This window comes from Pseudomonas anguilliseptica, assembly GCF_021375795.1.
Classification (GTDB): domain Bacteria; phylum Pseudomonadota; class Gammaproteobacteria; order Pseudomonadales; family Pseudomonadaceae; genus Aquipseudomonas; species Aquipseudomonas anguilliseptica_A.
Genome location: NZ_JAEIOI010000005.1, coordinates 1 through 12,932 on the forward strand (window position 1 = coordinate 1; position 12,932 = coordinate 12,932).

At 61.1% G+C, this 12,932-nt stretch carries 14 protein-coding genes; 5 read left to right on the top strand and 9 right to left on the bottom strand.

From position 1 onward, the window contains the following. The 5 genes from IOD17_RS15950 to IOD17_RS15970 all read left to right on the top strand — a co-directional run. On the top strand, window positions 1-157 hold a 157-nt coding region (locus IOD17_RS15950), incomplete at its 5' end, for an IS3 family transposase (RefSeq protein ID WP_233686229.1). A 111-nt stretch (window positions 158-268) separates the two neighbouring features. Continuing rightward, the gene (locus tag IOD17_RS15955; RefSeq protein ID WP_233686034.1) at window positions 269-601 is read left to right on the top strand and encodes a YegP family protein; all 333 of its coding nucleotides are present in this window, start codon (window positions 269-271) and stop codon (window positions 599-601) included. Window positions 602-716: 115 nt separating this feature from the next. Further along, on the top strand, window positions 717-1,388 hold the full coding sequence (locus IOD17_RS15960) for a COG3650 family protein (RefSeq protein WP_233686035.1): 672 nt from the start codon (window positions 717-719) through the stop codon (window positions 1,386-1,388). Between the two features lie 96 nt (window positions 1,389-1,484). Further along, window positions 1,485-2,492: a type I glyceraldehyde-3-phosphate dehydrogenase gene (gap, locus tag IOD17_RS15965; protein ID WP_233686036.1), complete on the top strand. Its 1,008-nt coding sequence runs from the start codon at window positions 1,485-1,487 to the stop codon at window positions 2,490-2,492. A gap of 121 nt (window positions 2,493-2,613) precedes the next feature. Then, window positions 2,614-4,230, top strand: coding sequence for an NAD(P)/FAD-dependent oxidoreductase (locus tag IOD17_RS15970; protein WP_233686037.1), 1,617 nt, complete (start codon window positions 2,614-2,616; stop codon window positions 4,228-4,230). A gap of 9 nt (window positions 4,231-4,239) precedes the next feature. On the opposite strand, the gene IOD17_RS15975 is transcribed toward IOD17_RS15970, so the two are convergent. The 9 genes from IOD17_RS15975 to IOD17_RS16015 form a co-directional block, all read right to left on the bottom strand. Continuing rightward, window positions 4,240-4,635: a DUF488 domain-containing protein gene (locus IOD17_RS15975; RefSeq protein ID WP_233686038.1), complete on the bottom strand. Its 396-nt coding sequence runs from the start codon at window positions 4,633-4,635 to the stop codon at window positions 4,240-4,242. 63 nt (window positions 4,636-4,698) lie between these two features. Next, window positions 4,699-5,793 (bottom strand): PLP-dependent cysteine synthase family protein, encoded by a 1,095-nt coding sequence (locus tag IOD17_RS15980; protein WP_233686039.1) that lies wholly within the window; start codon window positions 5,791-5,793, stop codon window positions 4,699-4,701. Window positions 5,794-5,803: 10 nt separating this feature from the next. Continuing rightward, complete coding sequence (locus IOD17_RS15985; RefSeq protein ID WP_233686040.1) at window positions 5,804-6,709, bottom strand: DMT family transporter; 906 nt, start codon at window positions 6,707-6,709, stop codon at window positions 5,804-5,806. Between the two features lie 151 nt (window positions 6,710-6,860). Further along, a complete protein-coding gene (locus IOD17_RS15990; RefSeq protein ID WP_233686041.1) occupies window positions 6,861-7,193 on the bottom strand; it encodes a Na+/H+ antiporter subunit G in 333 nt (110 codons plus the stop codon). 162 nt (window positions 7,194-7,355) lie between these two features. Continuing rightward, window positions 7,356-7,625 carry a K+/H+ antiporter subunit F gene (locus IOD17_RS15995; RefSeq protein ID WP_233686042.1) on the bottom strand — a complete coding sequence of 90 codons (270 nt, stop codon included), beginning with the start codon at window positions 7,623-7,625 and terminating at the stop codon, window positions 7,356-7,358. Continuing rightward, complete coding sequence (locus tag IOD17_RS16000) at window positions 7,610-8,113, bottom strand: Na+/H+ antiporter subunit E (protein ID WP_233686043.1); 504 nt, start codon at window positions 8,111-8,113, stop codon at window positions 7,610-7,612. The genes IOD17_RS15995 and IOD17_RS16000 overlap by 16 nt, the downstream gene beginning before the upstream one ends. Further along, on the bottom strand, window positions 8,110-9,615 hold the full coding sequence (locus IOD17_RS16005) for a monovalent cation/H+ antiporter subunit D (RefSeq protein WP_233686044.1): 1,506 nt from the start codon (window positions 9,613-9,615) through the stop codon (window positions 8,110-8,112). Before IOD17_RS16005 ends, IOD17_RS16000 begins: the two co-directional genes overlap by 4 nt. Next, entirely contained in the window at window positions 9,612-9,941 is a 330-nt protein-coding gene (locus tag IOD17_RS16010) for a Na+/H+ antiporter subunit C (protein ID WP_233686045.1), read from the bottom strand. The genes IOD17_RS16005 and IOD17_RS16010 overlap by 4 nt, the downstream gene beginning before the upstream one ends. 1 nt (window position 9,942) lies before the next feature. Beyond that, entirely contained in the window at window positions 9,943-12,735 is a 2,793-nt protein-coding gene (locus IOD17_RS16015) for a monovalent cation/H+ antiporter subunit A (protein ID WP_233686046.1), read from the bottom strand. Between the last annotated feature and the right edge of the window lie 197 nt (window positions 12,736-12,932).

The following is a 12,932-nucleotide window of genomic DNA, read 5'->3' on the forward strand; positions in this document are numbered from 1 at the left end:
CAAGCGCAAAATCTACGGGAGCCGCGACGAAGCGCGGAGCGATGTATTCGATTACATCGAGATGTTTTACAACCCCAAGCGACGACATGGTTTCGCTGAGAAGCTGTCACCGATAGAGTTCGAACGTCGTTATTTTCTGAGGCAGGATGGTCTCTAGAAAACCGGGGCCTATTCATATGCCCTTGCTATGCTTTGCCTCGTCGCTCACCGCCGGTGGGCGTGTTTGATCGTTGTTCTGCCCCTTCCTTACTACTTGTTGGAGGCCGCCATGGCTGGTTGGTATGAACTGACAAAAAACGATAAAGGCCAGTTCTTTTTCGTGTTGAAAGCGGGTAACGCCGAGATAATTTTGCGCAGTGAACAGTATGAGAGCCGCGCCGCCGCCGAGGGTGGGATTGCCTCGGTGCAGAAGAATGCTGCGGCCGATGAACGTTATGAACGCAAGGATGCCAGCGATGGGCGTTTTTACTTCAACCTCAAGGCGGCCAACCATCAAGTGATCGGCACCAGCCAGATGTACAAGGCGGCGGCCAGCCGCGAGGTCGGCATCGAGTCGGTCAAGAGCAACGGCCCGACCACCAGCATCAAGAGTGACCTGTAAGCCCAGGTGCACGCTGGCTCAGGCTGGCGTGCACCGGCTGCTCAAGCTGATGGGCATGCCCTTGTGATCGATCAGGGGCCTAGGTAACGTGAGCGCACTTTTCAGGAGTGCCACGATGCGTTTCATCCGCCCGTTCTGCTTTGCCTTGCTGCCACTGCTTGCCAGTTGCCAGGTGTTTACCGACAAACCTACTGAAACCGCGCCCACGCAGAGCCGCCTGCAGGGTGAACTCAGCTTGAACGCGGGACAACTGCGCTTTCGCCCCTGCCAGGAGCAGCGCCAGTTTGTGGTTGAGGATGCCGGCGCAAACGGACTGAGCCGCGATGCAGCCGGCCTTCTGGCTGATGGCCATGGCAGCCTGTATGTCGATATGCGTGGGCAGTTGCAAGCCAGCCCCCAGAAGGATGTCGATGGCAAATTTATCCCCAGCCAGGTGTATCGCCTACAAGCCGAAGGGCCTGGCTGTGGTGACATCAACTTCGCCCGTACGCTGCTAAGGGCCAGCGGCCACGAACCGGACTGGAACATTGCTGTAAGCAACCAGGGGCTGGTCCTGCATCGTCCGGGGCAAGAGCCACAGGCACTGCCCTATCTGGAAGAACAACTGCCGGAAGGCCGTCTCAACCTGAGCAGCGAGGCCAATGGCCAGCGGCTTGAGCTCTGGGTGGCCAAGCAACGCTGTGTCGACAGCATGAGTGGTGCCGTCCAGCACCTGAGTGCCGAGTTGCGTCTTAACGATCAGGTCCTGCGCGGCTGCGGTTACCTCGGCGGCGCGCGCAACGACTAACTGAGTCGCAGCAATGCGCAGTGAGCTGAGATAGATCAGCGACCTGCCTGGTGATTGACCTAAACTGACAACGAAGTCAGCCAAAGGAATATCACTATGCTGCGCATTGCCATCAATGGATATGGACGTATTGGCCGCTGCCTGGTGCGTGCCCTGTTCGAACGCGAACTGCACCAGCAGATCCACATCACCGCCATCAACGACCTGGGCGAACAAAGCACCCTCGCCCACCTCACCCGCTTCGACTCGACCTTCGGCCGCTTTCCCGGGCAGATCAACCTGCAAGGCGATGTGCTGCAGGTCAACGGCCAATCCATCCAGCTGCTGCGCGAGCCGGAGGTCAGCAATCTGCCGTGGCGCGCGCACGCATTGGACCTGGTGCTGGAATGCTCAGGCAAGATGAAAAAACGCGCCCAGGTCGAACAGCACCTGAGTGCCGGCGCGCCGCGCGTACTGCTCTCGCACCCGCTGGATAGCGCCGATCTGACGGTGGTTTACGGGGTCAATCATCAGCTGTTGGGTGACCAGCAGATCGTGTCCAATGCCTCCTGCACCACCAACTGCCTGGCGCCGATGGCCAAGGTGTTGCACGAGGCCGTGGGCATTCGTCAGGGCCTGGTCAACACCATCCACTCCTATACCAATGACCAAAACCTGCTGGACAAGACCCACAGCGACCTCTACCGCGCCCGCGCCGCCGCGCTGTCGATGATCCCCACCAGCACCGGTGCGGCCAAAGCCATCGGCCTGGTGATGCCGGAGCTGATCGGCCGTCTGGATGGGTTGTCGATACGCGTACCGACGCCCAACGTGTCGCTGGTCGATCTGACCTTTACCAGCGAACGCCCGACCAGCCGCGAAGCGATCAATGCCGCGCTAAAGGCCGGCGCCTTGCAGTTGCCGCCTGGGGTGATGGAGTGCAACGAGCTAGCACTGGTGTCCAGCGACTTCAACGGCTACCCGGTTTCCTGTGTGGTCGACCTCAGCCACACCCGCGTGCAGGGCGATCTGGTCAAGGTCTTGGCCTGGTATGACAACGAGTGGGCCTTCGCCAACCGCATGCTCGAGGTGATGCTTGCCTGGGTAAAGCCTGAAACACGCTAACACTCAGCATGTCAGGCCGCTGCCCGTGATCGGCGGCGGCCTTTAAGCACCGATCAGGCGTATAATCGCCGCCTTTTAAAAGCAGCCGGGTTGCCTCCGGCCCTGAAAGTGGATCGCCTTCATGCTCCGTATCACTGAACTCAAGCTGCCCCTCGACCATCCCGAAGAAGCCCTGCGCCCGGCCATCGTCCAGCGCTTGGGCATCACCGACAGCGAGCTGCTCGATTTCACCCTGTTCAAGCGCAGCTACGATGCGCGCAAGAAATCCACCGAGCTGCACTTTATCTACACCATCGATTGCCAGGTCAGCGATGAAGCGGCGCTGCTGCACAAGCTCGCCGATGACCGGCATATCAGCATTGCCCCTGACACATCCTACAAGCCGGTTGGCTACGCTCCGCACGACCTCACCGAACGCCCGCTGGTGGTCGGCTTTGGCCCCTGCGGGATTTTCGCCGCGCTGATTCTCGCCCAGGCGGGCCTGAAACCCATCGTGCTGGAGCGCGGCACCGAAGTGCGCCAGCGCACCAAGGACACCTGGGGCCTGTGGCGCAAGAAGGTGCTCAACCCCGAATCCAACGTGCAGTTTGGTGAAGGCGGTGCCGGCACTTTCTCCGACGGCAAGCTGTACAGCCAGATCAAAGACCCCAAGCATTACGGACGCAAGGTGCTGCATGAGTTCGTCAAAGCCGGCGCGCCGGACGAGATTCTCTATGTCAGCAAGCCGCATATCGGCACCTTCCGCCTCACCGGCGTGGTTGCCACGATGCGCGAGGAAATCAAGGCCCTGGGCGGCGAAGTGCGCTTCCAGCAGCGCGTCACTGATGTGCTGATCGAAGACGGCCAGCTCAAGGGCGTGGTGCTCGACAGCGGCGAGCAGATTCTCAGCCGTCAGGTAATCCTGGCCCTGGGCCACAGCTCGCGTGACACCTTCCGCATGCTGCACAAGCGTGAAGTATTTATGGAAGCCAAGCCGTTCTCGGTGGGCTTCCGCATCGAGCACCCGCAGGGCCTGATCGACCGCGCGCGCCTGGGTAAATACGCCGGCCACCCCAAGCTCGGTGCTGCCGATTACAAACTGGTGCACCACGCCAAGAACGGCCGCTCGGTCTACAGCTTCTGCATGTGCCCGGGCGGCACCGTGGTCGCGGCCACCTCGGAGCCGAACCGCGTGGTGACCAACGGCATGAGCCAGTATTCGCGCAACGAGCGTAACGCCAACTCGGGCATCGTCGTTGGCATCACTCCAGAGCAGGATTACCCCGGCGGCCCGCTGGCCGGTGTTGAACTGCAGGAACGTCTGGAGTCTCAGGCCTATCTGCTCGGCGGCAGCAGCTACGAAGCACCGGGGCAACTGGTTGGCGACTTTATCGCCGGCAAGCCGTCTACTGAGCTGGGTAGTGTCGAGCCGTCGTACAAACCAGGCATCAAACTGGGCGACCTGGCCCTGGCATTGCCGGACTTCGCCATCGAGGCGATCCGCGAAGCGCTTCCGGCCTTCGGCAAGCAGATCAAAGGCTTCGATCTGCATGACGCGGTGCTGACCGGCATCGAGACCCGCACCTCTTCGCCACTGCGCATCACTCGTGGCGCGGATATGCAAAGCCTCAACGTGCGCGGCCTGTACCCCGCCGGTGAAGGTGCTGGTTACGCCGGCGGCATTCTCTCCGCCGGGGTGGACGGCATTCGTGTGGCCGAAGCGCTGATTCGCGACATGCTCGGCATTGCTGAAAGCTAATCCAGCACATTACATCCTGTCGGCGTAGCAAACCGGCGAGCTGGGCGGTCCACGTCGCGCCAGCTCGTCCTCGAGAAACTCGGCCAACACCTGGGCATTGTTCAACTGCGTATCACGGGCAGCGAACAGCAGAGTTAATACGCCCTGTTCGGCCAGTTCCAGCAGCCCTTGCCAATATTCAGGGTGGGCCGCCAACTCGATACGATACTGAGCACGGAATGCCTCAAACGCTTGCGGCTCGTGGGCAAACTGCCGGCGTAATTGCGTGGACGGCGCCACCTCCGGCAACCAGGCCTCCAGCTGCAACTTCGTTTTACTTATCCCACGCGGCCAGAGGCGATCAACCAACACTCGCCGACCATCCGTTGCCGAGCTGGCTTCATATACTCGCTTGCACTGGATCATCAGCCCGCCCTCCTTACATGCCCAGGCGCCAGCGTCCCATGGCCACGTCGTTCACCAGCCGCTCTACAGTCCAGCCGTAGCCACTTCAGCTGACAGAACGAGCCCTTGTTCGGCGCAACCGGCCACGGCTGCGATCAGCGGCGCGAGATCAAAGCCCTGTGCCTGCAGCCAGTTCTCGTCGTAATAGGTGGTGGCATAGCGTTCGCCACCATCACAGAGAATTGCCACCACCGAACCGGATTCCCCCGCCGCGACCATGCGTTGCGCCACCAGCAACGCGCCGATCAGATTGGTGCCGCTGGAGCCACCCACCTTACGCCCCAGGCGCTGCGCCAGGTAATGCATGGCCGCCAGCGACAGGGCATCCGGCACCTTGCACATCGCGTCGATCACCGACGGCAGAAAGGACGCCTCGACCCGTGGCCGGCCGATGCCTTCGATCCGCGAGCCACAGTCCAGGCTCAGGCTGGCATCGCCGGTGCGGTAGTAATCGAAAAACACCGAACGCTCAGCATCAGCGCAGAACACCTGAGTGTTGTGGCGGCGATAACGCACATAACGCCCCAGGGTTGCCAGGGTGCCGCCGGTGCCAGGGCTGGACACCAGCCAGCTCGGCTCAGGGAAACGCTCGCTGCGCAGCTGCTGGAAGATCGACTCGGCGATGTTGTTGTTGGCGCGCCAGTCGGTGGCGCGTTCGGCGTAAGTGAACTGATCCATAAAATGCCCGCCGCTCTCACGGGCCAGGCGTTCGGACTCGGCATAGATCTGCGTGGGATCCTGCACCAGATGGCTCTGGCCGCCGTAGAAGGCGATCTGCGCGATCTTCTCCTTCGAAGTGCTGGCCGGCATCACCGCGATAAACGGCAGCCCCAGTAAGCGGGCGAAATAAGCCTCGGAAATCGCCGTGGAGCCGCTGGAGGCCTCAATCACCGGGGCGCCGGGTTTGAGCCAGCCGTTGCATAGCGCATAAAGAAACAGCGAGCGCGCCAGGCGGTGTTTGAGGCTGCCGGTGGGGTGACTGGACTCGTCCTTGAAATACAGCTCGACGCCCGGAAAACCCGGTAGCGCCAGGGGGATCAGGTGGGTGTCGGCGCTGCGCTGAAAATCCGCCTCGATAATACGGATCGCCTCGCGCGCCCAGGTTCTTGAATCACTCATCGCATGCTCCTCAATCCAACACCCCAGCCGGCAGCACAGGTGCCGTACGCCACTGACTCAACAGCACGCCGGTAAACACCAGCGCAGCGGCCAATACCTGCATGCCATTAAGGCTCTCCCCCAATAACAGAATGGCAAACAGCAGCGTGAACACCGGGATCAGGTTGGTAAAACCCGACGCCCGGCTGGCCGGCAAGCGGCTGACACCGAAGTTGTACAACCCATAAGCGCCCACCGTGACCAGAATACCGAGGTAAGCCACAGCGCCCAGGCCCATGGGGCTGATACGGGTGGGCAACGGCTCGGTAACCAGGGCCAGCGGCAGAAAAAACAAGGTGCCGACAAAGGCCACCATGGCGGTCAGTAGAAAGGGCGAATAACGCGCGGACAGGTGCTTGAGCAGCAAGGTGTAACCCATGGCGCAGAGCATCGCCAGCAGCTCGTAGAAGTTGCCGAGAATCGGGTTGCTGGCGTGTTCATCGGCACTGCCGGCCAGGCTCAGCCATACCGCACCAATCACCGCGAGCAGAAAGCCGGCCAACGTCGTGCGGCTGATCCGTTCACCCAGAAAGATAAACGCCCCCACCGCGACCAGCAGCGGCAGCAAGGCCGTCACCATGCCCGCTTGCGCGGCGCTGGTGTGCTGCAGGGCCAGGGCTTCGAAGAGGAAATACAGACAGGGTTCGCAGGCGGCCAGGCCCAGCAGATACTTCCAGTCACCCGCGCGGTAGTGCATCTGCCCACGCCAGCGCCAGGCCAGCAGAAACACCAGGCTGCCAAGGGCCATGCGGCCGAAGATCACCCACAGCGGCGGCAGCTCGGCAAAGGCCAGTTTCAGCGCAATAAAGGAACTGCCCCACAGCGCCATGGCGATCACCAGGCAGATCACCGCGATGCCCCTTCCCTGCTCACGCATACCCAAGCCCCTGACTAAAGGCTGCAGTGTAGAGAGGCTGGCGCGGCGCCGACAGATACAGTCAGCGCCGCGAACTGTGCGGGGTAGTTCGAGACGAGACAACCGTCGCGGCTAAAGTCCCTCCCACAGGAAGCGCGACGCAAGCGGCACCTTATTGTTCCCAGGGTTTACCGCGCGTTTGCTCGTTGATCCGCAACTTCTGCTGCAACGCGGCCTTGGCCAGCATATGGGCGCTGACCGGTGCGGTGATAAACAGAAACAGGGCGATCAGCAGCTCATGCAAGCTGACGCCCTCACCGCGAAAGCTGAAGTAGATCAGCGAGGCGATCACCATGCCGCCCACACCCAGGGTGCTGGCCTTAGTCGGGCCGTGCAGGCGCATAAAAAAGTCCGGCAGGCGGTACAGGCCGATTGCGCCGATCAGTGCGAACAGGCTGCCGATCAGCAGAAACAGCGCCACCAGCCCTTCGATCCAGGTATCCATTCAGCAGTCTCCGTAGAACGTTGAACGTTTTTACGATCTCGCGAGCTAGAGCCATGCAAGGCAAGAACAGGCGAGGATGCGGAGTTTACGAGCTGTAAATGAGCAATCCGAGCCTGTTCTTAACGCAGCAGGGCCGATGCGCAGCAGATCGTAAACTCGTTCTCATTCGATGATGTCGCCGCGCAGCAGGTACTTGGCCACTGCCACCGTGCCGATAAACCCCATCACCGCAATCAGCAGGGCCGCTTCAAAATACAGGTCCGAACTCAGCCAGATGCCGAACAACACCAGCATGGCGATCGCGTTGATATACAGGGTATCCAGGGCGAGGATGCGGTCGGGCAGATCCGGGCCGATGATCAGACGCGCCATGGTCAGTACCAGGGCCGCGCCGATGATCACCAGGCACAGCGGGATCACGTAGGCGAGCATGTGAACACCTCCAGCAGTGGGGCTTCGTAACGCTGTTTGATTTCCGCGACCAAGGCGTCGGCGTCCGGCACGTCCAGGCCGTGCACCAGGAGCATCTTGCGGTCATCGCTGAGGTCAGCAGACACCGTGCCGGGGGTCAGGGAGATGATGCTGGTGAGCATGGTCAGGGCCAGTTCATCTTCCAGCAGCATGGGGATTTCCACGAACGCCGGACGCAGCTTGGTGGTCGGCCCGAGGATCAGCTTGGCCACCTGCAGGTTGGCGGTGACGATATCGCCGAGGATCCGCAGCAGAAACAGGCACAGCTTGAACGGTTTGTGCACCCGTGGCGGGTTGATCCAGAACACCTGGGTCAACAGCGGAATCGCCCAGCCGAGCAGCGCTCCGAGCAGCCAGTGGCCCAGACTCAGATCATTCATCAACAACAGCCAGACCAGCAGCAGGCACAAGCTCAGCAGCGGATGGGGTAACCAGCGACGTGCTTTCATCGTTCAGCTCCCGATTCGATGATTTGCCGGTACAACGCCAGGTCATGCAGCTGGCTGGCGGTGGCCTCGACGTAACTGAGCAGCGGCGCGGCGCCAACCATCAGCAGCAGGCTGAGCAGCAGCAAGCCGGCGCAGGCCAGCAACCGAACGTAATCCAGTTCGGCGCTGTCCAGCTGGCTCAAGCCGACACGCCAGAACAGCATGCTGCCGGCACGGCTCAGGGCCACCAGAGTCAGCAGGCCGCCGCCCAGCACCACGGGCCACAGCATAAGCGCCTGCACACCCGGCTCCACCGAGCGCAGCAGCAACAGTTTGCCGATAAACCCAGACAGCGGCGGCAGGCCGGCCACAGCAATCGCGCCGAAGAAGAACAAACCGCCGAGCAGATGCGGGTTCTGCAACGCCGGGCCTTGCACCAGCAGCCCTTGCTTGTCGCCGCGCTGACGGGCAATCAGATCAGCAAGCAGGAACAGCCCACCGGCCACCCATGTGCTGTGCACCAGGTAATAGAGCGCACCAGCCAAGGCTTGCTCAGTGCCAATGGCAATACCGGCGAGCAAGGTGCCGACCGACACCACCACCAGATAGGCCAACAGCCCCTGCAGGCTGACCGCCGCCAAGGCGCCGATCACACCCAGTGCCAGGGTCAGCAAGGCAATCGGCCAGAGCCAGTCATTGGCCATATTGGCCAGGCTGCCAGCATCGTCACCGAAGATCAGCGTGTATACGCGGATGATCGAATACAGGCCGACCTTGGTCATGATCGCAAACAGCGCAGCGACCGGCGCAGTGGCCGAGGCATAGGCCTTGGGCAGCCAGAAATACAGCGGCAGAAACGCCGCCTTGAGGCCGAACACCACCAGTAGCAACAACCCGGCAGCACCGAGCAGCGCTGCATCATCCGGCCCGGCTGCGGCCACCCGACTGGCCATATCCGCCATGTTCAGGGTACCGGTGATGCCATACAGCACGCCGACCGCAAGCAGGAAGAACGCCGAGCCCACCAGGTTCAGCACCACGTAATGCAAGCCTGCGCGCACCCGCTCTGCCCCGCCGCCATGCACCAGCAGCGCATAGGAGGCGATCAGCAGGATTTCGAAGAACACAAACAGGTTGAACAGGTCCCCGGTGAGAAAGGCGCCATTGATGCCCATCAGCTGGAACTGGAACAGCGCATGGAAACTCTGCCCACGTTCATCGTCGCCACGCATCGCATAGAGCAAGGCAAAGCTGCCGAGTACCGCCGTAACCACCAGCAGCAAAGCGCTCAGCCGATCGAGCAGCAGGATGATGCCGAACGGCGCCGCCCAGTTACCGGCGGCATATACCTGCAGCACGCCCTGGTCAGCCAGCCAGAGCAAATAGCCACTCAATGGCAGCAGCAACAGAGTCGCCACCAACGACAGGCTGCGTTTGACCCGCAGGCTCAGGCCCGCGCCGAGCAACAACAAGCTGCCGGCAAACATCGGCAGCAAAATGGGCAGGATCAAGCCGTGGTTCATTGTGCAGGCTCCTGGCCGTCAACATGGTCGGTCTGGGTTTCGCCGACGCTGCGCAGCGCCAGCACCACGACGAAGGCGGTCATGGCAAAACCGATCACGATGGCGGTCAGCACCAACGCCTGCGGCAGCGGGTCAGCGTACTCGCTGCTCTTGCCGATCACCGTGACCACACCACTCTGCAGGCGGCCCATGGCAAACAGAAACAGGTTGACCGCGTAGGAAATCAGCGTCAGCCCCAGCACCACTGGAAAGGTCCGCGCGCGCAGCAGCAGGTAAACACCGCTGGCGGTGAGAATGCCCAAGGTTGCGGCAAATATGGCTTCCATTTCAAAGCACCTCTTCTACAGCTTTTTCCTGGGTCAACTTGCCCAGGTTGGCGAGAATCAGCAGGGTTGCGCCGACAACCGTCAGGTACACGCCCAGGTCGAACAACATGGCGGTGGCCAACTCGATTTCACCGACCAGCGGGATATGGAAATGCCCGAAGGCCGAGGTCAGGAACGGCCGATCAAACAGCCAGCTGCCCAGGCCGGTCAGCCCGGCGATCATCACGCCGAGGCCGGCCATGCCTTGGTAATTCAGCGGCAGGCGCGATTGTGTCCACTGCACGCCGCTGGCGACGTATTGCAGGATCAGCGCCACGGCCGTCACCAAGCCGGCGATAAAGCCGCCACCCGGCAGGTTGTGCCCGCGCAGGAAGATAAACACCGAGACCAGCAGCGCCATCGGCAACAGCACCCGCGACAGAGTGGCAAGAATCAGCGGATGGCGGTCACGCGCCCAGTTACGGCCCTGCGCATCGACCTTGGGTTGAAACAGGCGCAAACCATCAAGCAACGCAAAGATACCCACGGCCGCAATCGCCAGCACCGTGACTTCACCCAGGGTATCGAAGCCACGGAAGTCCACCAGAATCACGTTGACCACGTTGGTGCCGCCGCCGCCCGGTACGCTGTTCTCCAGGAAGAACGCTGAAATGCTGTCGTACGGCCGCGTCAGTACGGCGAACACCAGCATCGCCACCATCACCCCACTGCCAACCGCCAGGGTGAAATCGCGCAGGCTGCGCAAGCTGCTCGACTCGATGCGCGTCTGCGCCGGAAGGAAGAACAAGGCGAGCATCAACAGGATGATGGTCACCACCTCGACCGAGAGCTGAGTCAGGGCCAGATCCGGCGCCGAATAGCGGGCGAAGGCCAAGGCCACCATCAGACCAACCACGCTAAGCATCAGCAGCGACACCAGGCGCTGGCGATGGAACACCACCGTTACCAACGCAGCAAACGCCATGATGCCCAGCCCCAGAGCAGTGATGCCGTCAATTTCGGTCATCGCCACCGACCCGCTGATCTGCGGCAGGGAACTCAGCCCCTGCGTCACCACCAATAAGGCGGCCGCCAGCAACAGTGCCAGGTAGCGTTGCAGCGAAGCATTCTCCAACCACTGGGTGAACACCGAGCACAGCTTCACCCAGGCCTGCACCGCCTGCTCAAACAGCAGCTTGGCATCAACACTTGGCAATCCTGCATACCAACGGAACAGCGGCTGACGGAACACGTACACCAGGATCCCGCCGAACAGGGCGATAAAGCTCATCAACAACGGCAGGTTAAAGCCATGCCAGATCGCCAGACTGTAAGTCGGCACGTCACCACCCAGGGTGGCAAACACAGCGGTGGCCAGCAGCGGCGCCACGGTATAGGCCGGAACAATTCCCACCAGCAGGCAGAGGAACACCAGAATCTCCACCGGAATCTTCATATAACGCGGCGGCTCATGTGGTGGATACTTCGGCAGATCGACCGGCTCACCATTGAAGAACACGTCATGAATAAAACGCAGCGAATACGCCACTGAGAACACCCCAGCCAGGGTTGCCGCCGCCGGAATTACCCAGTTGAAGCTGCCGAGCAAATGCTGATTGAGCGTCTCGGTAAAGAACATTTCCTTGCTCAGGAAGCCATTGAGCAAAGGCACCCCGGCCATCGCCAAAGCGGCCACCATGGCCAGCAACGCGGTATGTGGCATGTACTTCCACATACCGTTGATTCTGCGCATATCGCGGCTGCCGGTTTCATGGTCGATGATCCCCGCCGCCATAAACAGCGAAGCCTTGAACGTGGCGTGGTTGATGATGTGGAACACTGCCGCCACAGCCGCAAGCCGGGTGTCCAAACCGAACAACAAGGTAATCAGGCCAAGATGGCTGATGGTCGAATAAGCCAGCAGACCTTTGAGGTCATGCTGAAACAACGCCATACAGGCCCCAACCAGCAAGGTCACCAGACCCGTGATGCTGACCAGGTAGAACCACCACTCCGAACCGGCCAAAGCCGGGTACAGGCGCGCCAGCAAAAACACCCCGGCCTTGACCATGGTTGCCGAGTGCAGATAGGCCGACACCGGCGTTGGCGCGGCCATGGCGTGGGGCAACCAGAAATGAAATGGAAACTGCGCCGACTTGGTAAACACCCCCAGCAGCACCAGAATCAGCGCCAGCGGGTACAGGGCGTGGCCACGAATTAACTCACCGGCCGCCAGCACCTCACTGAGTTCAAAGCTACCCACGATATGACCGATCAGCAGAATGCCGGCCAGCAGCGCCAAGCCACCACCGCCGGTAACGGTCAAGGACATACGCGCGCCGCGTCGGGCATCCGAACGCGAACCCCAGAAACCGATCAGCAGGAACGACGACAGGCTGGTCAGCTCCCAGAACATCAGCATCAGCAGCAGGTTTTCCGAAAGTACCACCCCCAGCATGGCACCCATAAACAGCAGCAGAAAGGCAAAGAAACGCCCCATCGGCTCACTTTTCGCCAGGTAGTAGCGGGCGTAGAGAATAACCAGCAGGCCGATGCCAAGAATCAGCAGGGCAAACAGAAAGCCCAGACCATCCAGGCGCAGACTGAGGTTCAGGCCTAGCGCCGGCAGCCATTCAAGACGAGTCACCAGAGGCTCACCGGTAAATACCACTGCCTGCTGGGACAGCAGTAGAGCCAGTGCAATCAGGGGAGCCACGGCAGTTGCCACGGCACAGGCAGAACGCCCAAAACGCTCGGCCAGTAATGGCAGAAGAATGCCGAGAAACGGCAAGGCGATGATCAGCGCAAGCGTCATAGAAAAACCCCTTAGTACGAACCAGGTGCGCGCACCTGGCTGACTGCCAAACCTGCTTACAGGCTGTTCACTACAGGACCTACCCGTAATGCAGCCGGCACTGAAGTATTACACCGCCCAACAGCGGACGCGCAGAACGCAACGCGGTAGCGATTATCCATAACTATCGCCTAACCGTCATGGATAGAATTATTACT